The 22,487-nt window shown below is 63.4% G+C and carries 22 protein-coding genes and 1 pseudogene; 17 read left to right on the top strand and 6 right to left on the bottom strand.

Features of this window, described 5'->3' with window-relative positions:
• Positions 1 to 12 precede the first annotated feature (12 nt).
• From ACS5Q8_RS11150 to ACS5Q8_RS11140, 3 genes are read left to right on the top strand one after another with little or no spacing between them, the layout of a single operon-like run.
• Entirely contained in the window at positions 13 to 402 is a 390-nt protein-coding gene (locus ACS5Q8_RS11150; protein ID WP_247407889.1) for a carboxymuconolactone decarboxylase family protein, read from the top strand.
• A gap of 23 nt (positions 403 to 425) precedes the next feature.
• Positions 426 to 1,178 (top strand): GntR family transcriptional regulator, encoded by a 753-nt coding sequence (locus ACS5Q8_RS11145; RefSeq protein ID WP_276193549.1) that lies wholly within the window; start codon positions 426 to 428, stop codon positions 1,176 to 1,178.
• A 2-nt stretch (positions 1,179 to 1,180) separates the two neighbouring features.
• Complete coding sequence (locus ACS5Q8_RS11140) at positions 1,181 to 1,744, top strand: NUDIX hydrolase (RefSeq protein WP_276193550.1); 564 nt, start codon at positions 1,181 to 1,183, stop codon at positions 1,742 to 1,744.
• Positions 1,745 to 2,552: 808 nt separating this feature from the next.
• On the opposite strand, the gene ACS5Q8_RS11135 is transcribed toward ACS5Q8_RS11140, so the two are convergent.
• From ACS5Q8_RS11135 to ACS5Q8_RS11125, 3 genes are all read right to left on the bottom strand, one after another.
• On the bottom strand, positions 2,553 to 3,389 hold the full coding sequence (locus ACS5Q8_RS11135; RefSeq protein WP_465159146.1) for an IS3 family transposase: 837 nt from the start codon (positions 3,387 to 3,389) through the stop codon (positions 2,553 to 2,555).
• Positions 3,386 to 3,688: a transposase gene (locus ACS5Q8_RS11130; protein WP_276193552.1), complete on the bottom strand. Its 303-nt coding sequence runs from the start codon at positions 3,686 to 3,688 to the stop codon at positions 3,386 to 3,388. Before ACS5Q8_RS11130 ends, ACS5Q8_RS11135 begins: the two co-directional genes overlap by 4 nt.
• A 176-nt stretch (positions 3,689 to 3,864) precedes the next feature.
• A complete protein-coding gene (locus ACS5Q8_RS11125) occupies positions 3,865 to 4,158 on the bottom strand; it encodes a DUF1330 domain-containing protein (protein ID WP_247407894.1) in 294 nt (97 codons plus the stop codon).
• Positions 4,159 to 4,226: 68 nt separating this feature from the next.
• Here ACS5Q8_RS11125 and ribBA point away from each other — a divergent pair, with 68 nt between their 5' ends.
• The 6 genes and pseudogenes from ribBA to ACS5Q8_RS11095 all read left to right on the top strand — a co-directional run.
• Complete coding sequence (gene ribBA, locus ACS5Q8_RS11120) at positions 4,227 to 5,336, top strand: bifunctional 3,4-dihydroxy-2-butanone-4-phosphate synthase/GTP cyclohydrolase II (protein ID WP_426101181.1); 1,110 nt, start codon at positions 4,227 to 4,229, stop codon at positions 5,334 to 5,336.
• Positions 5,337 to 5,562: 226 nt separating this feature from the next.
• Complete coding sequence (locus tag ACS5Q8_RS11115) at positions 5,563 to 6,588, top strand: ABC transporter substrate-binding protein (RefSeq protein ID WP_426101179.1); 1,026 nt, start codon at positions 5,563 to 5,565, stop codon at positions 6,586 to 6,588.
• Positions 6,585 to 7,502: an ABC transporter permease gene (locus ACS5Q8_RS11110; RefSeq protein ID WP_426101177.1), complete on the top strand. Its 918-nt coding sequence runs from the start codon at positions 6,585 to 6,587 to the stop codon at positions 7,500 to 7,502. Before ACS5Q8_RS11115 ends, ACS5Q8_RS11110 begins: the two co-directional genes overlap by 4 nt.
• 6 nt (positions 7,503 to 7,508) lie before the next feature.
• On the top strand, positions 7,509 to 8,318 hold the full coding sequence (locus tag ACS5Q8_RS11105) for an ABC transporter permease (protein WP_247406707.1): 810 nt from the start codon (positions 7,509 to 7,511) through the stop codon (positions 8,316 to 8,318).
• A 17-nt stretch (positions 8,319 to 8,335) separates the two neighbouring features.
• On the top strand, positions 8,336 to 9,490 hold the full coding sequence (locus ACS5Q8_RS11100) for an ABC transporter ATP-binding protein (RefSeq protein WP_465160183.1): 1,155 nt from the start codon (positions 8,336 to 8,338) through the stop codon (positions 9,488 to 9,490).
• A 116-nt stretch (positions 9,491 to 9,606) separates the two neighbouring features.
• Positions 9,607 to 9,690 (top strand): annotated as a pseudogene (locus ACS5Q8_RS11095) (flavin reductase family protein); the annotation flags it as partial.
• 141 nt (positions 9,691 to 9,831) lie between these two features.
• Here the strand turns inward: ACS5Q8_RS11095 and ACS5Q8_RS11090 are convergent.
• Genes ACS5Q8_RS11090 through ACS5Q8_RS11080 form a run of 3 tightly spaced genes read right to left on the bottom strand, consistent with a single transcriptional unit; the run spans position 9,832 to position 12,316 of the window.
• Positions 9,832 to 10,575 carry a PAS domain-containing protein gene (locus tag ACS5Q8_RS11090; RefSeq protein WP_247406701.1) on the bottom strand — a complete coding sequence of 248 codons (744 nt, stop codon included), beginning with the start codon at positions 10,573 to 10,575 and terminating at the stop codon, positions 9,832 to 9,834.
• Positions 10,576 to 11,235: a response regulator gene (locus ACS5Q8_RS11085; protein WP_046383903.1), complete on the bottom strand. Its 660-nt coding sequence runs from the start codon at positions 11,233 to 11,235 to the stop codon at positions 10,576 to 10,578.
• On the bottom strand, positions 11,204 to 12,316 hold the full coding sequence (locus ACS5Q8_RS11080) for an ATP-binding protein (RefSeq protein ID WP_426120560.1): 1,113 nt from the start codon (positions 12,314 to 12,316) through the stop codon (positions 11,204 to 11,206). The genes ACS5Q8_RS11085 and ACS5Q8_RS11080 overlap by 32 nt, the downstream gene beginning before the upstream one ends.
• Before the next feature lie 182 nt (positions 12,317 to 12,498).
• Here ACS5Q8_RS11080 and ACS5Q8_RS11075 point away from each other — a divergent pair, with 182 nt between their 5' ends.
• From ACS5Q8_RS11075 to ACS5Q8_RS11040, 8 genes are all read left to right on the top strand, one after another.
• Positions 12,499 to 12,945, top strand: a complete 447-nt coding sequence (locus ACS5Q8_RS11075) for a dimethylamine monooxygenase subunit DmmA family protein (RefSeq protein ID WP_426101169.1) — start codon at positions 12,499 to 12,501, stop codon at positions 12,943 to 12,945.
• Positions 12,942 to 13,871: a PDR/VanB family oxidoreductase gene (locus ACS5Q8_RS11070; RefSeq protein WP_443695656.1), complete on the top strand. Its 930-nt coding sequence runs from the start codon at positions 12,942 to 12,944 to the stop codon at positions 13,869 to 13,871. The genes ACS5Q8_RS11075 and ACS5Q8_RS11070 overlap by 4 nt, the downstream gene beginning before the upstream one ends.
• A gap of 11 nt (positions 13,872 to 13,882) precedes the next feature.
• Positions 13,883 to 14,899 (top strand): heme-dependent oxidative N-demethylase family protein, encoded by a 1,017-nt coding sequence (locus tag ACS5Q8_RS11065; protein WP_465160181.1) that lies wholly within the window; start codon positions 13,883 to 13,885, stop codon positions 14,897 to 14,899.
• 27 nt (positions 14,900 to 14,926) lie between these two features.
• The gene (locus ACS5Q8_RS11060; protein WP_465160180.1) at positions 14,927 to 16,057 is read left to right on the top strand and encodes an aminomethyl transferase family protein; all 1,131 of its coding nucleotides are present in this window, start codon (positions 14,927 to 14,929) and stop codon (positions 16,055 to 16,057) included.
• A gap of 30 nt (positions 16,058 to 16,087) precedes the next feature.
• Positions 16,088 to 16,954, top strand: a complete 867-nt coding sequence (purU, locus tag ACS5Q8_RS11055) for a formyltetrahydrofolate deformylase (RefSeq protein ID WP_276197480.1) — start codon at positions 16,088 to 16,090, stop codon at positions 16,952 to 16,954.
• A gap of 21 nt (positions 16,955 to 16,975) precedes the next feature.
• On the top strand, positions 16,976 to 18,343 hold the full coding sequence (locus ACS5Q8_RS11050; RefSeq protein WP_276197479.1) for a trimethylamine monooxygenase: 1,368 nt from the start codon (positions 16,976 to 16,978) through the stop codon (positions 18,341 to 18,343).
• A 13-nt stretch (positions 18,344 to 18,356) separates the two neighbouring features.
• Entirely contained in the window at positions 18,357 to 20,666 is a 2,310-nt protein-coding gene (locus tag ACS5Q8_RS11045) for a trimethylamine N-oxide demethylase (RefSeq protein ID WP_426101165.1), read from the top strand.
• Between the two features lie 89 nt (positions 20,667 to 20,755).
• On the top strand, positions 20,756 to 22,435 hold the full coding sequence (locus ACS5Q8_RS11040; RefSeq protein WP_465160179.1) for an APC family permease: 1,680 nt from the start codon (positions 20,756 to 20,758) through the stop codon (positions 22,433 to 22,435).
• Positions 22,436 to 22,487 lie beyond the last annotated feature (52 nt).

Here is a 22,487-nt window from a genome sequence, read left to right as displayed (position 1 = left end):
GAGCTGTGTGCAATGAGCAACGCAAAGTATGAGCAGGGGCTGAAGATCCGCACCCAGGTGCTGGGCGAGGCCTACGTGCAGCGTTCGATCGAGAACGCCGACGACTTCACCCGCCCCCTGCAGGAGATGGTCACCGAATACTGCTGGGGCCATGTGTGGGGCCGGGAGGGTTTGTCGCTTAAAGAACGCAGCATGATAAACTTGGCGATGATTTCGGCCCTCAATCGGCCCCATGAGCTCAAGCTGCATGTGCGCGGCGCCTTGCGTAACGGGCTAAGTCGTGAACAAATACGCGAAATTCTGCTTCAGGTCGGCATCTATTGCGGGGTTCCCGCCGCCGTGGACAGCTTCCGGCTGGCCCGGGAAGCCTTCGCCGAAGCCGATGCCGAGGCCTCCCGTTAACCGTCCCATTCAGAGCAGCCCCCATGAAACGCCTGCCACTCGACGACAGCTTCAAGGTCAATCACAACCCGATCACCCTGCGCGAAATCGTGCTGGAGAAACTGCGCAGCGCCATCATGAACTTCCAGCTGCTGCCGGGTGACCGCCTGGTGGAGCGCGACCTGTGCGACCGCCTCGGCGTCAGCCGCACCTCGGTGCGCGAAGCCTTGCGTCACCTGGAGTCCGAAGGCCTGGTGGAATTCGCCGATGCCAAGGGCCCCCAGGTGGCGATCATTACCCTGGCCGACGCCGTCGACATCTATGAGCTGCGCTGCGTGCTCGAAGGCTTGATCGTGCAGCTGTTCACCCTGCGCGCCAAGGCCAAGGACATCAAGGCCCTGGAAAAAGCCCTGGAGGAAAACCGCAAGGCCCTCAAGGACGGCGAACTGCAACAGGTCATCGATTCGGTGCAGGGTTTCTACGACGTGTTGCTTGAAGGCTCCGGCAACCACGTGGCCGCCACCCAGTTGCGTCAGTTGCAGGCGCGCATCAGCTACCTGCGCGCCACGTCGGTGTCCCAGGCAAACCGTCGCGGCACCAGCAATCAGGAAATGGAACGCATGGTCCAGGCGATCAAGAGCGGCGACCCGCTCGCCGCCCACCAGGCCTGCGTCGACCACGTGCGCGCGGCAGCCGCCGTGGCCCTGGACTACCTCAAGCGCAAACAGGAAGAGACCGGCAAGATCCCCGAGATCACCCTGCCCATCGCCCTCAAAGAACCGCGTATAGGTCACTGACCGTGTTCAGGCCAAGCTTTTGCCCCACATGCGGCGGCAGTGACCTCGGTCACCAGCTGCCACCGGGCGATACGCATGAGCGCCTGATGTGCCGCGGTTGCGGCTATATCCACTACATCAATCCCAAGATCATCGCCGGCTGCATCATCGAGCAGGACGGCAAGTACCTGCTGTGCCAACGGGCGATCCCACCGCGCCCCGGCACCTGGACGCTGCCGGCCGGTTTCATGGAAGGTGGCGAGACCACTGAACAAGCGGCGTTGCGCGAAGTCTGGGAAGAAAGCGGCGTGCGCGCGGAGATCCTCTCGCCCTACTCGATCTTCAGCGTGCCGAAGATCAGCGAGGTGTACATCATCTTCCGCGCCATTGCGCTGGAGATCACCGGCCAGTTCGGGCCGGAAACCCTCGACTATCAGTTCTTCGCGCCCGAGGACATTCCCTGGGACAGCATCTACTACCCGGCGATCCGGCAGATCCTCGAACGCTATATCGAGGAACGCCAGGCCGGGGTGTATGGCATCTACATCGGCAATGACGACAGCGGCAAGATCCATTTCATCCGCTGATATTCAAACTGAACTCGGTTCAAACGGTGGGAGGGGGCTTGCCCCCGATTGCAGTGGCACATTCAACATCGTCGTTGACTGACACACCGCCATCGGGAGCAAGCCCCCTCCCACAGTTTGAAGCGCGTTTATTCAGCCACGAATCAGCCCTGCTCATCCCCGAAACCAGGGCGCTGCAACGCAGCCTACTCCACACCACCGAACCCAATGTGGGAGGGGGCTTGCCCCCGATGGCAATGGCATATTCAACATCGTCGTTGGCTGACACACCGCTATCGGGGGCAAGCCCCCTCCCACAGTTTGAAGCGCGTTTATTCAGCCACGAATCAGCCCTGCTCATTGTCGAAACCAGGGCGCTGCAACGCAGCCTACTCCACACCACCGAACCCAATGTGGGAGGGGGCTTGCCCCCGATGGCAATGGCATATTCAACATCGTCGTTGACTGACACGCCGCTATCGGGGGGCAAGCCCCTCCCACAGTTTGAAGCGCGTTTATTCAGCCACGAATCAGCCCTGCTCACCGTCGAAACCAGGGCGCTGCAACGCAGCCTAATCCACACCACCGAACCCAATGTGGGAGGGGGCTTGCCCCCGATGGCAATGGCACATTCAACATCGTCGTTGGCTGACACACCGCTATCGGGAGCAAGCCCCCTCCCACAGTTTGAAGCGCGTTTATTCAGCCACGAATCAGCCCTGCTCACCGTCGAAACCAGGGCGCTGCAACGCAGCCTAATCCACACCACCGAACCCAATGTGGGAGGGGGCTTGAACTGGTCAACTAATTTTGGACACCAGTTAAGGTTTCACGCCGCCAGTTTCTCCATAGCTACCGGCGACCGGTAGCCGTTGTAGCTGTGGAGCCTGACGTTGTTGTAACGCATCAAATAACGCTGCAAATCCACTCGGGCTTCATGCTCTGAGCTGTAGCCATCTTCTGGTACCCATTCTGATTTAAGGCTCCCAAAGAAACGCTCCATCGGGGCGTTGTCCCAGCACTCACCTTTGCGACTCATGCTTTGCAGGAGTCCATGCTTGCGCATTTCATTCCTGAATTTGTGGCTGGTGTACTGACAGCCTTGGTCGGAGTGAAACAGCACCTCTTTTGGACGGCCTCGCAACTCGACCGCCATTCGCAACGCTTCGCAGGTCAGCGTGGCATCGGAAATCATCGAAAACGACCACCCCACAATCCGGCGAGCGAACAGATCCAGAACTGCCGCGAAATACATCCAGCGCTTGCCGACTTTGATATACGTCACATCGCCACACCACACCTGGTTGATCGCTGTGACATCAAACTGGCGCTTGAGCACATGCGGCGCTACCAGCGCTTCCACGCCGGATGATTTGTACTTATGCCGCCGGCGTTGACGACTGATGACGCCCGCTTCACGCATCAGGCTACGCGCCATGTACCGCCCGACGCGATGCCCCTTGGCTTGCAGTTCCTTAGCTAAAGTACGCGATCCAGCAGATGCTCTGGACTCCTTGTGATGCTCGACCAGGGCGGCTTTGAGCTTTTCCCGCTCAGGTTTCACCTTGCCTTGGCGCTGACGCCAGGCGTAAAAACTGCTGCGGTTAACATCGAACGCCCGACAGCAATTGTTAACGCCGTACTGCTCGTCCAGCTCACAGATCAACGTGAATGATCTTTGGCGTCCAACAGCAAGAGAGCACTGGCCTTTTTTAGGATTTCGATGTCCAGGTCTTTTTGCCTGAGTAACGCTTTGAGCTGCTGAATCTCTCGTTGATCGGCGGTAATAGCCTTGGCGCCAATCGGAGTCGAGCCCAGCCGCTCTTTGCGAACCTGATCGACCCAGCGGCGCAACGCAGTCGGGCCAATATCCAGACTGGCACAGACGTCGGGAACCGACTGCCCCTCGTCCAGCACCATGCTGGCCGCCTTGAGTTTGAACTCACTCGAATAAGATTTACGCATATCCAAACACCTCAGATTTGGGCGCCATCATAGCGCCCGATTGAAGTGTCCAAAATCATTAGGCCAGTTCAGCTTGCCCCCGATTGCAATGGCACATTCAACATCGCCGTTGGCTGACACACCGCTATCGGGAGCAAGCCCCCTCCCACATTTGAATCGATTTACACTTGAAAAAACTAGGGTGCCAGCCCTTCCACGATGATGATCTGCGCCTGCCCCACGCCCTCACGGTGGGCCTTCGCCGCCTGATATTCGGCGGATTCGTAACACGCCACCGCCTGCTCGTAGCTATCGAACTCAATCACCACGTTACGCTGCCGTGCCGGCCCGCCTTCCATCGCTTCGCTGCGCCCGCCCCGGGCCAGAAACCGCCCGCCAAACTTCGCAAACGCCGCCGGGGCGCGCTGGGTGTACTGCGTGTACTGCTCTGCATCGGACACATCTACATGGGCAATCCAATAGGCCTTCATCGTGACATCCTCTTGCCTGGTTTTGTGGTATACCATAATACATACAACCAATAAATCGAGCACCCAACATGTCCTTCAACAGCATCGCAGACATCATCGAAGACTACCGCCAAGGCAAGATGGTGCTCCTGGTGGACGACGAAGATCGGGAAAACGAAGGCGACCTGCTGCTGCCAGCAGCGTGCTGCACCGCCGAGACTATCAGTTTCATGGCCCGCGAAGCCCGTGGCCTGATCTGCCTGACCCTCACCGACGAACACTGCCAGCGCCTGGGCCTGGAGCAGATGGTGCCGAGCAATGGCAGCGCGTTCAGCACCGCGTTTACCGTGTCCATCGAAGCGGCCAGCGGCGTGACCACCGGGATCTCTGCCGCTGACCGCGCACGCACGGTGGCGGCGGCCGTGGACGTCAACGCGGGGCCTGCCGATATCGTGCAGCCGGGGCATATCTTTCCGTTGCGCGCCAAAGATGGCGGCGTGCTGACCCGCGCCGGCCACACCGAAGCCGGCTGTGACCTGGCCCGCCTGGCCGGGCATACACCGGCCTCGGTGATCGTCGAAGTGATGAACGACGACGGCACCATGGCCCGCCGGCCTGACCTGGAGATCTTCGCGCGCAAGCATGGGATCAAGATTGGCACTATCGCCGACCTGATTCACTACCGCCTCAGCACCGAACGCACCGTGGTGCGCATTGGCGAACGCGACCTGCCCACGGTGCATGGCACGTTCCGCCTGATTACCTTTGAAGACCGCATCGACGGTGGCGTACACATGGCCATGGTGATGGGCCCGTTGCGCCGCGATGAACCTACGCTGGTGCGCGTGCATGTGATCGACCCGCTGCGCGACCTGGTCGGCGCCGAGTACAACGGTCCGTCCAACTGGACGCTGTGGGCCGCCCTGCAACGCGTCGCGGCCGAAGGCCGTGGCGTGGTGGTGGTGCTGGCCAATCATGAATCGTCCCAGGCGCTGCTGGAGCGCGTACCGCAACTGACCCAGGCACCGCGCCAGTTCAACCGTTCGCAGTCGCGGATTTATTCGGAAGTCGGCACCGGGGCGCAGATATTGCAGGATCTGGGCGTCGGCAAGTTGCGTCACCTCGGCCCGCCCCTGAAATACGCTGGGCTGACCGGCTACGACCTGGAGGTCGTCGAGAGCATTCCCTTCACCGAATGACGGATAACCGGTAAGGCAAAATGCTTGCACAAAGTTTGGAATACCATAATATGATATTCCATAGACCGAACGCTTTCGCCAAGTGCGCCCGCCAGGGACAGCACCAATAACAGCCCTTGGCACGGTCGCCTTTTGGGTCTCGATTAGAGGCTCGGATGGACCTACTGCTCCCGATAGGCGGGCATTACCAAGCCCGCTCAATAACAAAACAAATGAGGGCGTGAAAATGGTGTTGAACAAACGTGCAACCGCTGTGCTGTTCGCGGGTTTATTGGCTACGGCCAGTCACGCGGCCCTGGCGGCCGAAAGCGTGAATTTCGTGAGCTGGGGCGGTAGCACCCAGGATGCGCAGAAGCAGGCGTGGGCCGACCCTTTCAGCAAGGCCAGCGGCATCACCGTTGTACAGGACGGCCCGACCGACTACGGCAAGCTCAAGGCCATGGTCGAAAGCGGCAACGTGCAGTGGGACGTGGTGGATGTCGAGGCCGACTTCGCCTTGCGCGCCGCCGCCGAAGGCCTGCTCGAACCCCTGGACTTCTCGGTAATCCAGCGCGACAAGATCGACCCACGCTTCGTCTCCGACCATGGCGTCGGCTCGTTCTTCTTCTCCTTTGTGCTGGGCTACAACGAAAGCAAACTCGGCGCCGGCAAACCCCAGGATTGGACCGCGCTGTTCGACACCAAGACCTACCCCGGCAAACGCGCCCTCTACAAATGGCCCAGCCCTGGCGTGCTCGAACTGGCCCTGCTGGCCGACGGCGTACCGGCCGACAAGCTCTACCCCCTGGACCTGGACCGCGCCTTCAAGAAACTCGACACCCTCAAAAAAGACATTGTCTGGTGGGGCGGTGGTGCGCAGTCGCAGCAACTACTGGCCTCCGGCGAAGTCAGCATGGGCCAGTTCTGGAACGGTCGCATCCACGCCCTGCAGGAAGATGGCGCACCGGTGGGCGTGAGCTGGAAGCAGAACCTGGTCATGGCCGACATCCTCGTCGTGCCTAAGGGCACCAAAAACAAAGCCGCCGCGATGAAGTTCCTGGCCAGTGCCAGCAGCGCCAAGGGTCAGGCCGATTTCTCCAACCTGACCGCCTATGCACCGGTGAATATCGACAGCGTGCAGCGCCTGGATTCAGTCCTGGCGTCCAACCTGCCGACGGCGTATGCCAAGGACCAGATCACCCTCGATTTCGCCTACTGGGCCAAGAACGGTTCGGCCATTGCGACACGGTGGAATGAATGGCTAGTCAAATGAAAATGACGGCAACCACACCGACCGGGAGCGCCCTCGGCGCTGCCGGCGCGGTTTGCAGCAAAACCGTAGCGCCGTCCCTGGCCCAGCGCTGGCGGGGGGCGGGCAACCTGATCCCGGCCCTGCTGTTCCTCGGCCTGTTCTTCCTCGCACCGCTGATCGGGCTGTTGCTGCGCGGTGTACTGGAACCGGTGCCGGGCCTGGGCAACTATGAACAGCTGTTCGCCAACTCGGCCTATGCCCGGGTAATGCTCAACACCTTTTCGGTGGCGGGCCTGGTGACCCTGTTCAGCCTGTTGCTGGGCTTCCCGCTGGCCTGGGCGATTACCCTGGTGCCACGCGGCTGGGGCCGCTGGATCTTGAATATCGTGCTGCTGTCGATGTGGACCAGCCTGCTGGCCCGCACCTATTCCTGGCTGGTATTGCTGCAAGCCTCCGGGGTCATCAACAAGGCGCTGATGGCCCTGGGCATCATCGATGTGCCCCTGGAGATGGTGCATAACCTCACCGGTGTGGTGATCGGCATGAGCTACATCATGATCCCGTTCATCGTGCTGCCGTTGCAGGCGACCATGCAGGCCATCGACCCGATGATCCTGCAGGCCGGCTCCATCTGCGGCGCGAGCCCGTGGACCAACTTCTTCCGGGTGTTCCTGCCGCTGTGCCGGCCGGGGTTGTTTTCCGGCGGGTTGATGGTGTTCGTGATGTCCCTCGGTTACTACGTCACCCCGGCGCTGCTCGGCGGTGCGCAGAACATGATGCTGCCCGAGTTCATCATCCAGCAGGTGCAATCGTTCCTCAATTGGGGCCTGGCCAGTGCCGGTGCCGCGTTGCTGATCTTCATCACGCTGGTGCTGTTCTACTTCTACCTGAAACTTCAGCCGGAATCCCCGGTTGGCGCGAGCAATGCGAGGTAAGCCGTCATGCTGCTGACTCCGAATGCCATGAGCCGCAGGATGCGCCTGGGCCTCTACACCACCACCGGTTTGATTGGGCTGTTCCTGCTGCTGCCGATCGTGTTTATCGTGCTGCTGTCGTTCGGCTCGTCGCAATGGCTGGTGTTCCCGCCACCGGGCTGGACGCTGAAATGGTACGGCCAGTTCTTCTCCAACGCCGACTGGATGAACGCGGCGCTGGCCAGCCTCAAGGTCGCCGTGCTGACCACCGTGTTCGCCGTAGCGCTGGGCCTGCCCACGGCATTTGCCCTGGTGCGCGGGCGCTTCCCCGGCCGCGAGCTGCTCTACGGCCTGTTCACCCTGCCGATGATCGTGCCGCTGGTGATCATCGCCGTGGCGGTGTACGCGCTGTTCCTCAAGCTCGGCTACACCGGCACGATGTTTGCCTTTGTGGTCAGCCACGTGATTGTCGCGTTGCCGTTCACCATCATTTCGATCATCAACTCGCTTAAGCTGTTCGACCAGTCGATTGAAGACGCGGCGGTGATCTGCGGTGCGTCGCGCCTGCAGGCGGTGTTCAAGGTGACCTTCCCGGCTATTCGTCCGGGGATGGTGGCCGGTGCGCTGTTCGCCTTTCTTGTGTCATGGGACGAAGTGGTGCTCAGCGTGATGATGGCCAGCCCGACCCTGCAAACCCTTCCCGTAAAAATGTGGACCACCCTGCGTCAAGACCTGACACCGGTGATCGCCGTCGCCTCGACGTTGCTGATCGGCCTCTCGGTGCTGGTCATGGTCATCGCCGCCGCCGTTCGCCGGCGCACAGAAACCCGCGCTTGAGCGCCCAGGAGCAGAACATGAGTGCAGTGATCCAAGATGCCGCGCAGAACCCGGGCCAACCCCTGGTCAGCCTGCGCAACCTGAACAAGTACTATGGCGAATTTGCCGCCGTGGACAACATTTCGCTGGACATCAAGGACGGCGAATTCCTCACCTTCCTCGGCTCCAGCGGCTCGGGCAAGAGCACCACCCTGTCGATGCTCGCCGGCTTTGAAACGCCCAGCAGCGGCGAGATCCTGGTGAGTGGTCAATCGCTGGTCAACGTACCGCCGCACAAGCGCGACATCGGCATGGTGTTCCAACGCTACTCGCTGTTCCCGCACCTGTCGGTACGCGACAACATCGCCTTCCCCCTGGCAATCCGCAAACTGGCCAGCGCCGAGCGCGAGAAGCGCGTCGACGCCATGCTCAAGCTGGTGCAGCTGGAACAATTCGCCCATCGCCGCCCGTCGCAACTGTCCGGCGGCCAGCAACAGCGCGTCGCCATCGCCCGGGCGCTGGTGTACGAGCCGCGCATCCTACTGATGGACGAACCCCTCGGCGCCCTCGACAAAAAACTGCGTGAAGACTTGCAGGACGAGCTGCGCCAACTGCACCGGCGCCTGGGCATCACCATCGTCTATGTGACCCACGACCAGGAAGAAGCGATGCGCCTGTCGCAACGCATCGCGATTTTCAGCCATGGCAAGATCGTCGGCCTGGGCAGCGGTTTCGACCTGTACCAGAACCCGCCGAACGCATTTGTCGCCTCATTCCTCGGCAACTCCAACTTCCTCAAGCTCAAGGCCCAGGGCAACGCGGTGGCGTCGTTCGAAGGCCAATCCCTGTCGATCCGCCTGACCGGCGGCCTACGCACCAAGCAGGATGTGCTGCTGATGGTGCGCCCGGAAAAAGCCCTGGCGCTGAGCGTCGAACAGGCCGCCGAGCAGCCCCTGGCCGCCGGTTGGAATGAGGTGTCGGCGATCGTCGGCGAAGTGCTGTTCCTCGGCGAAAGCCAGACCTGCAGCGTGAAAACCCTGGGCGGCACCTCGATGACGGTCAAGGCATTGTCCGCCGCCGGCATGCCGCTCAAGGCCGGCGACCCGGTGCGCGTGCGCTGGGCTACGGCGGATGCCTGTGTGTACACCGAGTGGGCCGAAAGCGATCTGAACAAGGCCGCCGGCGCTCATTGAGTCACCCATGTGGGAGGGGCGGTGCGACGGTTCGACTTGCTCCCGATAGCGGAGGAACAGTCAACTTATCTGTAGCTGACCCACCGCTATCGGGAGCAAGCCCCCTCCCACAGTTTGAGAACCTCATCGTGCCCCAGCAGAACGCCGGGCCACTGGTGTATTGCCACGGCAAGATGGGCGCCCTGCCCATGCCGGCCTAAGCCACACACAAAACTTTGTGGGAGGGGGCTTGCCCCCGATTGCGGTGGGTCAGTCAGCTTGTTTGTATCTGATCCACTGCCATCGGGAGCAAGTCGAATCGTCGCACCGCCCCTCCCACATTTTTTAACTGCATTTACCCGTTAAATCCTACGCTCGAAAATCGCCCCCTCGATGCCCAGCACCTCGCAGGTATCGGCATAGATCCCCACGCCCTTCTCCCACACATGCTTGATCGACTGGTCGGCGCAGCGGATCTGGTAATTGAGCTCGAACGGTTCATGGCGCGACAACGCATATTGCACCTCGCGCCACACGTAGTCGGCGTCCTGGGCCAGGATCAGGCTGTTGTAGGTGAATTCATGGTTGTCCACCAGCCGCTCGGCGGGGTAGCCGGTCAATTGCAGGCAGCCGGCACTGACGAACTCCATGGTCCAGTCGCGGTTGTTACGGCCGCGATAGATCAGCCCTGGCATGCTGTCGAGCAAGCTCATGCTGCTGCGCTGGCTGGCTAGCAAGGCGATTTCGCGGCGCTTGTGCGCAGTGACATCCCCGGCCACCAGGTAGAAGCCCTGCGGGCCGCGCTTGAGGCTGATCTCGAACCAGCGCAGCTCGCCGCACGGATGCACGAAGCGCAGGCGCTGGTTGAACGAGGTCTCGGGGCGTCGGCGCAGTTCATGCAAGGCCTGGCGCCACAGCGGGCGGTCTTCCTGGTGCACGTAGTCGACGAGGTTGCGCTCCGCGCCCGGCGCGCCCATCAACTCGGCCCAGGCCAGGTTGAAGTGGGCGATCTGGCCGTTGTCGCGCAGGTGCAGCAAGGCGGCGGGAAAACAATCCATCGGGTACGCGGGCGGTGCCTGTACCAAAGCGTCAGGGCTTTCCCTCATCTAATGACGCTCCTCGTGTTTGAGCAACGCGCCGCTGTGCACCCGTGCCGCCAGCTCCAGGCGCGAATGCAGGTTGAGTTTCTGCAACAGGCTGCGCACGTAGATTTTCACCGTGCCGTCGCTGATCCCCAGTTCCCTGCCGATCTGTTTATTGCTCATGCCGGCGGCGATCAGTGCCAGGGTCTGGCCTTCGCGTTCGGTGAGGTTCTCACCGCCCGGCGTCTCGCCGTGTGGCCTGGGCTCGGCCGGGTCGGCGAGCAAGGCGATCAGAGTTGAGTCGAGCATGATCGCGCCCTTGTGACAGTTGCGCATATACGCCAGCAATGCCTCGGGCTCGGTTTCCTTGAGCACGTAACCGCTGGCGCCCAGGCGCAAGGCGCTGAGCAATTCGGCGCGGTCCATCGACGCCGTGAGCACCACCACCTGGCAGTCCAGGCGCAATTGGCGCAGTTCGTCCAGCACCTGCAAGCCGCTGAGGCCGGGCATGTGCAGATCCAGCAGGACCTGCTGCGGCGTCAGGCTCACGGCCAGGTTGATGCCCTCTCGGCCACTGGCCGCCTGCCCCACCACTTCGAAGTCGTCGCTGGCATCGAACAGTTGCGCCAGGCCTTTGCGAAACAGCGGGTGATCATCGATCAGTAATAAGGTCGTGCAGTCCATCGAGACTCCCTTGTGGCAGGTCGTGGTGGCGGCGCAGGCCAAGGTGCACGCGTACGCCGTGCGGGCGGATCGCTTCAATGCTCAGCCGCGCGCCGATGCTGGCGGCGCGCTCGCGGATAATTGCCAGGCCGAAATGGTTCTGCTCATCGCACGCCGGGCTCAAGCCGATGCCATCGTCCTCCACCGACACCGAGGCATCGCCGTCCTGGGTCTGGCGCAGTTCAATACGCACATGCCGCGCGTGGGAATGGCGCACCGCATTGGCCAGGGCCTCGCGCACGATCTGCAGGATCTGCAACTCGGTTTCCGGGCTCAGGGCATCGTCGGCCAGGCGGTTGTCCAACTCGAACACGATGATGCAGCGCCGCGAAAACTCCGCGACCGAGTCGGCCAAGGCCTGGCGCAACGAGCGTCCGTCCATGGTCAGGCGTGCGCTGGTGATCAGCTCGCGCACCTGGCGTTGCAACTGGCTCAGGCCGGCGCAGAGGTCCTGCAGGACGGGCGCGCCCAACTGTGACTGCAAGCCGTGGGCCTGGAATGCCAGGTAACCCAACTGCTGCGCCACCGAATCGTGCAACTCACGGGCCAGCGCACCGTGGCGCGACGTTGCCTGTCTGCGCTGCTGCTCACGGTTGTCGCTGCGCAGACGCACGGTGACCGCCACGGCGTGCGCCGCTTCCTCCAGCAACTGACGCCAACTGGCACCGGCCCGTCTGGGGGTATCGAGCAGTAACGCGCCCTTTTCACCCTCGGGCAAGGCGCACACCAATCGGTGCACCCCCCGTTGCCGGCAAGGGCCGCAGGCCTGGGGCGTGTCCATCGCACTCGCGTCGCGCCAGGGGCAGTGCGCCACGCCCTGGCAGCCCTCGATCAAGCCACGTCGCGTCGGGCCTAGGTCTTCGCCGCCGAGGATCAAATTGAGCCTGCCAGCGGGCAGCAGTGCGTCGAAACGGTCCAGAAAACCCGACAAGGCACCGTCAGCGTGCAGGGGCAACCCGGCCAGCAGCCTGCGCACGCTACGCGCCTGTTCGGGGCGCACAGGCCCCAACCAGAGCGGCCAGCCCTTCGGTCGTGTTCGCACTCTTCGATAACTCCCCGTCCGGTTGCTGAGCGTTAACGCAAGACCAGCAACTTCCATGCCCCGAACGGCCGTGCGGCAAGGCTTATCTCCAAAGGCATAGCCCTTTTTCCAGATTGAGAAGATTTTCCTCATAGGAAATTATCTCTCCCAGCAGGAAACACAACGCACCTTGGAGAGCCCGCATGACGCACACCCACAACCGCCCCATCGTGGTGATGCAATCGGCAACCGCCTTCACGCAGGGGGGCACCGAACTGGACAACCCGTTGCTGCTGAGCGGCGAACAACCCGACTTTGCCCGGCGCTTGCAACAGGCATTGGCCAGCGCCACCGTGGGCTGCCGACTCCACCTGCTAGGCGATGAAGCCTTTGTCTGGCGCATTCACGCTGAGGCCCGCGCCGCAGGCCTGGAAGACGCCGAGATCCACATGACCTGCACGACGCCCGGCCTGCGCCAGGTGTATTGCGCCCATTGCGGGCTGACCCAGACCGCCGGCCCAGCGCCGGTGTTGAACTGCATCGGCTGCAACGTCGGGCTGGAAGTGCGCACCCATTTTTCCCGGCGCCTGGGCGCTTACCTCGGCGTGTGCAGCAACCCCGACCAGCCCTATGCGGGGTTCCAGCCATGAGCGCCGCCCTCAAGGTCCGGGTCAGCGCGGCCAGAATGCTCACGCCCGTGGTGCGCGAGTTCACCCTGACCGCCTGCGACGGCGCCCTGCCCGCTTTCTCGCCCGGCAGCCACGTCCAGGTGCATCTGCCGCTGGCCGAGGGCACGCTGCGCAACGCCTACTCGCTGACCGGCGACCCGGCGCACACGCACCACTACCGCATCGCCGTGCGCCTGCAAGAGGCTTCTCGCGGCGGTTCGCAGTACTTGCATCGCCAGGTACAGGTCGGCGACACCTTGCAGATTTCGCCGCCAGCCAATCTGTTCGCGCCCCATGGCACCGCACGCCGGCACATCCTGATCGCCGCCGGCATCGGCATCACGCCGTTCATGGCCTATATCGCCGCGCTGGAACAGCAGCAGGCCGATTTCGAACTGCATTACCTGTTCCGCCCAGGCCTCAGCGATGCCTACCTCGATGAGTTGCAACAGCGCCTCGGCCCGCGCCTGCATGCCTACGACCGCCGCCCGGACCTGAGCCGCATCCTCACCAACCGGGCGCTGGGCAGCCACGTCTATACCTGTGGCCCGCCATCCTTGATCGAGGCGGTCGAGCAACACGCCGACCGCCTCGGTTGGCCACGCAATCGGCTGCACGCAGAAGCATTCAAAGGCGCGCAACCGGGCCAGCCGTTCGACCTGCAACTGCTGCGCAGTGGCCGCACCCTGCGCGTGGCGGCCGAGCAGAGCCTGCTCGAAGCCTTGGAACACGCGGGGTTGCAGGTGCCCAACCTGTGCCGTGGCGGGGTCTGCGGCCAGTGCATCACGCGCCATCGAGGCGGCGCCATCGAACACCGCGACAGTTTCCTCAGCCCGGCCGAGCAGGCCGAATTTCTGATGCCTTGCGTCTCGCGCGGCAGCGGCCCCTGCGTTTCGCTGGACCTATAGGAGTGAGTGCCATGCCCCTGCAATCGAGCCCTGTGCTGAGCTATCGCGACGATTTCAGCTTTCGCAACAGCCCGGCGGCGATCCGTCGCTTCCCCTTCCCGTTTATCGAGGACAGCTACCTGTACTCGGTGAATATCGAACCGGCCACCTCCCGCGACCCTGGCTCCATTTATGAGCACGCCTTCGACATCGACGAGCACTACCGCTCGGAAATGGCCGAACGCGCGCTGATCCTGGACAACGACCCACGCCGCTACCTGGTGATGCCGCACATGCAAGCGGCGGCCTGGGATGCGCTGCAAATGCTCATGGAAAACCTCGCCATCGACTACCCGCAGTGGTTCAGCCTGGTGCGTGACGGCGACCGCTGGCACTGGCGCAACCACCTGCTGCAGATCGATCAGCACTTCATCTTCGGCGATGCCGCCAGCCTGCCCTGCGCACCGCTGGAATACATCGGCCGCCAGGTGCAGGGGGATTTCGCCCTGCTCGACCAGCGCGACGGCGACCTGTACATGGACGCCGGGCTGGTCACCAGCCCGGCCGACTGGTCGCTGGCGTTCGATGCCGGCATGAGCTTCAAGCAGTGGCATGCACCGGTGCCCATGGCCAACCAGATGGGGGTGTTCGACCGTGCGCTGAAGTACCTGCTCAACCTGCAGGCCGGCCAGCCGGTACGGCGCCTGAACTGGACCCTGACCATCAACCCGCGCCTGGATTCGTCGCCGGAAACCTTCCATCAATGGGGTGCCGACCGCGGTCGGATCACCGCGCAGAACGTCGGGCAACAGGTGCACCTGCGGGTCGAACTGCAAGTGATGGCGCGCCTGCCGCGCAGCAACGCGGTGATGTTCAGCATTCGCACCTACCTGATCAGCCTGGACGAACTGGTCACCCAACCCGGCTGGGGCTGCCGCCTGCACCGCGTGCTGCGCGACCTGCCCGAGCCCATCGCCGACTACAAGGGCATGACCCGCTATCGACAGCCACTGGTCGAGTGGCTGAGCCAGTTCGATCCACGCGCCTGACCTTCTTTTCCCGACAAGGAACATCACATGACCCACTCCTGGCGTATTTCTGCATTGGCCGAGCGGCACCGCGCCCTCGGCTCGAACCTCGAAGACTGGAACGGCATGGGCACTGCCTGGACCTACAACAGCGCGCTGGCCGACCACCACGAAGCGATCCGCACCCGCGCCGGCCTGATGGATGTGTCGGGCCTGAAAAAAGTCCACTACGTGGGGCCACACGCCGAAAGCCTGTTGCAGTGGGCCACCACCCGCGACATCGCCAAGCTCTATCCCGGCAAATCGGTGTATGCGTCGATGCTCGACGAGGACGGCAAATTCGTCGATGACTGCATCGTCTACCGCACCGGGCCCAATGCCTTCATGGTCGTGCATGGCGCCGGCACCGGGCATGAAATGCTCGTGCGCTCCGCCCAGGGCCGGCAAGTGGCGGTGCTGTTCGACGACGACCTGCACGACCTGTCGCTGCAAGGCCCGCTGGCGGTGGACTTTCTCGCCGAGCACGTGCCTGGCATCCGCCAGTTGCCGTACTTCCATCACCTGCAAACGCGCCTGTTCGAGCGCCCGGTGATGATCTCCCGCACTGGCTACACCGGCGAGCGCGGCTACGAGATTTTCTGCAAGGCGGCCGACGCACCGTTTCTGTGGGACAGCATCCTCGAACAGGGCGCGAGCCTGGGCATTATCCCCTGCGCCTTCACCGCCCTGGACTGGCTGCGGGTGGAAAGTTCGCTGATGTTTTTCCCCTACGACAACTCGCAGATGTACCCCTTCGCCGACCAGAAGGCCGGCGACACCCTGTGGGAAATGGGCCTGGACTTCACGGTTTCGCCCGGCAAGCAAGCGTTCCGCGGCGCCGAGGAACACCTGCGCCTGCGCGGCCAGGAGCGCTTCAAGATCACCGGCGTGCTGCTCGACGGCGTGCGCCCGGCCGAGGCTGGCGACACCTTGTGGCAAGGCAACCAGCAAGTCGGCGTGATCACCTGCGGCATGTATTCGCGCCTGAGCAAACGCTCGATGGCCCTCGCGCGCATGAGCGTTGCCTGTTCCGTCCCCGGCATCGCATTGCAGGTGCGCGGCAGCCTCGAAGGCGCCGCCACCACCCACGCCTTGCCCTTCGACGACCCGGAAAAAACCAAGCGCACGGCCAAGGGCTGAGTCTTCCTTCATCTTATTCAGGAGCCTTCGATGGACGCCTCAAGCGAACATTACATTCTCAAGATCACCTGCCCGGCAGCGTCCGGGATCGTCGCCGCGATCAGCGCCTGCCTGGCCCGGCAGCAGTGCTACATCAGCGAGCTGGCGCAATTTGACGATGAGTTCACCGGGCAGTTTTTCATGCGCGCGGTGTTCCGTTTCAACACGGGCGTCAGCGGTGATGTCGGCGCCCTGCGCGAAGACCTGGGCGGACTCGCCGGCGGCTTCGACATGCAGTGGCAGTTGTTCAGCTCACGCCAGCCGACCCGCGTGCTGCTGATGGTCAGCAAGTTCGACCATTGCCTCACCGACCTGCTCTACCGCCACCGCAAAGGCGAGATGGACATGACCATCACCGCCGTGGTCTCCAACCACCTGGACCTGCGGGCAATGGCCGAGCGTGAAGGCATCCGCTTCATCTACCTGCCCATCACCAAGGACACCAAGGCCAGCCAGGAAGCCGAACTGATGCGCATCGTCGAAGACACCCAGACCGACCTGGTGGTGCTCGCGCGCTACATGCAGATCCTGTCCGACGGCCTGTGCCAGCAACTCTCGGGGCGTGCGATCAACATTCACCACTCGTTCCTGCCCGGTTTCAAGGGCGCCAAGCCGTATCACCAGGCCTATGACCGGGGGGTGAAGCTGATCGGCGCCACCGCCCACTACGTCACCAGCGACCTCGACGAGGGGCCGATCATCGAGCAGGAAATCCAGCGCGTCGACCATACCCACTTGCCCGATTCCCTGGTCGCCATCGGCCGCGACACCGAAACCGTAGCCCTTTCCAAAGCCCTGAAATACCACCTGGAACACCGGGTGTTCATCAACCACGACAAGACAGTGATCTTTCGCTGAAACCCTTCAGGAGACACGTTCATGACGCTACGTGTAGCAATCATCGGCGCCGGCCCATGCGGCCTGGCACAACTTCGCGCCTTCCAGTCGGCCCGCGACAAGGGCGCCGCCATTCCCGAGCTGGTGTGCTTCGAGAAACAGCAGGACTGGGGCGGCATGTGGAACTACACCTGGCGCACCGGCCTGGACGAAAACGGCGAGCCGGTGCACGGCAGCATGTACCGCTACCTGTGGTCCAACGGCCCCAAGGAATGCCTGGAGTTCGCCGACTACACCTTTGAAGAGCATTTCGGCCGGCCCATCGCCTCCTATCCGCCCCGCGAGGTGCTGTGGGACTACATCAAGGGCCGGGTGGAAAAGGCCGGCGTGCGCGACTACATCCGCTTCAACAATGTGGTGCGCCAGGTCACCTTCGACGAACAGACCCAGCGCTTCACCCTGTACGCCCACGACTACACCCACGACACCTTGACCTGTGAAGAATTCGACTACGTGATCAACGCCTGCGGCCACTTCTCCACGCCCATGGTGCCGTACTTCGACGGCTTCGAGCAGTTCGCCGGGCGCATCCTGCATGCCCATGACTTTCGCGAGGCCCTGGAATTCAAGGACAAGGACCTGCTGATCGTCGGCAGCAGCTATTCGGCCGAGGACATCGGCTCGCAATGCTACAAATATGGCGCGCGCAGCATCACCAGCTGTTACCGCAGCGCGCCCATGGGCTATGCCTGGCCGGACAATTGGGAAGAAAAACCGCTGCTGCAGCGCCTGGAAAACAACCGCGCGTTCTTTGCCGATGGCAGCAGCAAGCACGTCGACGCGGTGATCCTGTGCACCGGCTACAAGCACCACTTCCCGTTCCTGCCGGATGAGCTGAGCCTCAGGACCGACAACCGCCTGTGGCCGATGAACCTCTACAAAGGCGTGTTCTGGGAACCCAACCCACGGTTGATCTACCTCGGCATGCAGGACCAGTGGTACTCGTTCAACATGTTCGATGCCCAGGCCTGGTATGCCCGCGATGTGATCCTGGGGCGTATCACGCTGCCCAGCCAGGCCGAGATGATCGCCGACAGCCAACAATGGCAGGCACGCGAACAAACCCTGGAAACCAACCAGCAGATGTTCGAGTTCCAGGGCGCCTACATCCAGCACCTGGTGGACGCCACCGACTACCCGAATTTCGACATCGCCGCCGTCAACCAGACCTTCCTGCACTGGAAGCACGACAAGGCCGAAAACATCATGGGTTATCGCGACAAGTCCTACCGCTCGCTGATGACCGGCACCCAGTCGCCGCCGCACCACACCCCGTGGCTGCAGGCCCTGGACGACTCGATGGCGGCGTACCTGGGTGAGCCTGCGACGCCCATCAAGTCAGTCGGCTGAGCGGGCGCCCATGATGAATGCTCCGCGTGTTTCCCACCCGCGAGAACCCGGGCTGTTTGCCCGGGCGCCGAACCTGGAGCGCTACCGCGTGGCCGCAGGCGGTGTGAGCCTGGTCGACCTGCAGCCCGGCGACGGCCTGCAGGTGATCGACGTCGAAGGCCGGCAACCCTGCGCATTGCTGGCCCTCGACGCTAACGGCCGCAGCGCCCTGGCGAGCTGGGGGCTGAGAGGCTCAAGCGCCTGCCGCGTGCCCCCGCGTGTCGGCCAGGCGCTCAAGCGGCGTGGCATCGACGCCCAGGCATTGCCCCTGGCCGCCGCGCTGTGGGACGACGACAGCCCGCCCGGCCACGCCCGGCAGTTCGTCGCCGATGAGCGCCTGCTGGTGATCGTCGCCGCCCCTGCCAGGCCCACCGCCGTCGACCGGCAATACCGGCCCAGCGAACTGCGCCTGCAGGTGACACGGGCCAACCCGTCGCCCCTGCTGGTGCCCGTCCTGCCCGAGCCATTGGGCGAGGTGCTGGACGAGTTCACCCTGCGCGCGGGCACCGCCCGCAGCTACACCGTCGCCAAGGGCCAGTACGTGCAGGTGCTGGACGTCGCCGGCCGCCAGTGCTCGGACTTCGTCGCCCTCGACCGCCGCGCCCTGGATCGCGGCATGGAGTTGGACCTGGACCAGACCGTGACGCGCACGCTGAACGGCAGCGCCTACCCCGCACCGGGGCTGTTCTCGAAGTTTTTCGACCGTCGGATGCAGCCGATGCTGGAGGTGGTGCAGGACACGGTCGGGCGTCACGACGCCTTCGCCCTGGCCTGCGCGGCGCGCTACTACGAATCCCATGGCTATTTCGGGCACGACAACTGCAGCGACAACCTCAGCCGCGTACTCGCGCCCTACGGCGTGCAGGCGCGCAATGGCTGGCCGGCGATCAATTTTTTCTTCAACACCGGCATTGATGCACACCAACAGATGACCCTGGATGAGCCGTGGTCGCGGCCCGGCGACTACGTGCTGCTGCGGGCCATGACCGAACTGGTGTGTGGCAGTACCTCGTGCCCGGATGACATCGACCCGGCCAATGGCTGGAACCCGACCGATATCCATGTCCGTATCTACCGCGAGAAGGAGCGTTTTTCCATCGCCATGAGCACTCGAACTACGGCCGATGCCGACCCGATACTGACCCGTGAGACCGCGTTCCACTCACGCACCAGCGCCCTCACCGGCAGCTTCACCGACTACCGCAACTGGTGGCTGCCGCTGCGCTACGACGGCTACGGCGCCACCGAGGAATACCTCGGCTGCCGCGAACGCGTGGCCGTGATGGACCTGACCGCCCTGCGCAAGTTCGAGATCATCGGCCCCGACGCCGAAGCCCTGCTGCAGTACTGCCTGACCCGCGACGTGCGGCGCCTGGCGGTGGGCCAAGTGGTCTATTCGGCGATGTGCCACGCGCACGGCGGCATGCTCGACGACGGCACCCTGCTGCGCCTGGGCCCGGACAACTTCCGCTGGATCTGCGGCGAAGACTACGCCGGCGTGTGGCTGCGCGAGCAGGCCGAAAAACTGGGCATGAAGGTGTGGGTCAAGTCCGCCAGCGAGCAGATTCACAACCTGGCGGTGCAAGGGCCGCTCAGCCGCGAGCTGCTCACGCAGATGGTCTGGACGCCGCCCACCCAACCGAGCGTGGAGAGCCTCGGCTGGTTCCGCTTCCTGGTCGGCCGGCTGGACGGCTTCGAGGGCTGCCCGTTGATGATTTCGCGCACCGGCTACACCGGTGAACTGGGCTTCGAGGTGTGGTGCCAGCCCGAAGACGCCGAACGGGTGTGGGACCGCATCTGGCAACTCGGCCAACCCTTGGGCCTGGTGCCCCTGGGCCTGGAAGCGCTGGACTTGCTGCGCATCGAAGCCGGGCTGATTTTTGCCGGCTACGAGTTCAGCGACCAGACCGACCCGTTCGAGGCCGGCATCGGGTTCAGCGTGCCACTCAAGAGCAAGACCGATGACTTTATCGGCCGCGACGCTCTGTTGCGGCGCAGCGCCCATCCCAGCCACAAGCTGGTCGGCCTGCACCTGCGCGGCAATGAGGCCGCGCATCACGGCGACCCGGTGTACCACGGCCGCGCCCAGGTCGGGGTCATCACCAGTGCCTGCCGCTCACCGTTGCTGGCCAGCAATATCGCGCTGTGCCGAGTGGACGTGAGCTGCGCCGAGCCCGGCACCCTGCTTGAGATTGGCAAAGTCGATGGCCTGCAGAAGCGCATCAGCGCCACGGTCAGCGCAGCGATTTTCTATGACCCGGACAAGAGCCGGGTGCGTAGCTGATCGTCCCAATAGCGATGTGTGCCACCCCAACTTTGACTGCCCACTTTGATTGCCCTTCTTAACCGCTACTCAGACATGGGAATACGAAGATGGAAGCGACGACGTTCGAGGCTGTACCGCAGGCTGCCAGCTCAGTGGGCAGCCTGCACCGCAAGATCGATTGGCGCGGTGCATTCTGGGTCGCCAGTGGCGTACCCGCGCTGGTGCTGTTCTCCATCGGCGCGATTGCCGCCACGGTGGGCAAACCGGCCTGGATCGTGTGGATCGTGTCGATCCTGTTCGGGTTTATCCAGGCCTTTACCTATGCCGAGATCGCCGGGCTGTTCCCGCACAAGTCCGGCGGTGCCTCGGTGTACGGCGCGGTGGCCTGGGTGCGCTACAGCAAGTTGATCGCACCGGTGTCGGTGTGGTGCAACTGGCTGGCCTGGTCGCCGGTGCTGTCCATCGGCTCGGGGCTGGCGGCGGGGTATATCCTCACCGCGCTGTTTCCCGCCGATGCGCTGATCAACACCTGGCAACTGACCCTGCTCGACCTGGGCTGGGTCAAGAGCGGCCTGTCGTTGCGCATCAACGCGACATTCGCCATTGGCCTGTTGATTCTGCTCACGGTGTTTGCCGTGCAGCATGGCGGCATCCTGCGCTCGGCGCGCCTGACGCTGGTGCTCGGCGTCACCTCGCTGATCCCGCTGTTGCTGGTGGGCGTGGTGCCGTTGTTCACCGGGGATGCGACCCAGGCCAACTTCCTGCCGCTGTTCCCGCTGGCGCATGACGCGGCCGGGCAAGTCATCGATGGCCCGTGGGATATGTCCGGCTGGTCGCTGATGGCCGGCGGGCTGTTCATGGCCGCGTGGTCCACCTACGGGTTCGAAACGGCGGTGTGCTACACCCGCGAGTTCAAGGACCCCAAGCGTGACACCTTCAAGGCGATCTTCTACGCCGGCCTGCTGTGCATCCTGGTGTTCACCCTGGTGCCGCTGGCGTTTCAAGGCAGCCTGGGGCTCGGCCAACTGGTGACCCCGGCGGTGCTCGACGCCAGCGGCGCGGTGGTGACACCGGCGGTGTACAGCGGCCTGCTGTCGCCGGCGATCTACAGCGGCATGGGCGTTGGCCAGGCGATGGCCGACAGCATCGGCGGCGGCAAGGTGGTCGCCAATATCGTACTGATCATGCTGGTGTTGGCCACGTTGCTGGCGATCATGACCTCGATGTCCGGCTCGTCGCGCACCCTGTATCAGGCATCGGTGGACGGCTGGCTGCCCAAGTACCTGGGGCGCACCAACGAACACGGCGCGCCCACGGCGGCGATGTGGACCGACCTGTCGTTCAACCTGCTGTTGTTGCTGATGTCGGACTACGTGTTCGTGCTGGCGGCCTCCAACGTCAGCTACATCATTTTCAACTTCCTCAACCTCAACGCCGGCTGGATTCACCGTCTGGACCGTCCCGACTGCGTGCGCCCGTACAAAGCCCCCACCGTGCTGCTGGCGGCCGGCGGCGTGCTGAGCTTCGTCAACCTGGCGTGCATGGGCCTGGGTGCGGATATCTGGGGCGCGGGCACGCTGGTCACCGGCTTGCTGCTCGCGCTGCTGATCCTGCCGGTGTTCTGCTACCGCCACTATGTGCAGGACAAAGGCCGCTTCCCTGCGGCGATGCTCAGCGACCTGTATATCCGGGCCGATGACGGTCAACGCCGCGCCGGCTGGCTGCCCTATGCCACGCTGATCGCCGGTGTGCTGGTGGTGTATGCCTGCCATCAACTGGTAGCCTGAATGCCCTGGGCGGCTTATCGCTGAGGGATTTATCCCTCAGCTCCCCTATTTT

This window comes from Pseudomonas sp. PAMC25584, assembly GCF_058135675.1.
The sequence above is the reverse complement of the archived record's forward strand: the minus strand, read 5'-3'. Positions and strand labels throughout refer to the sequence as shown.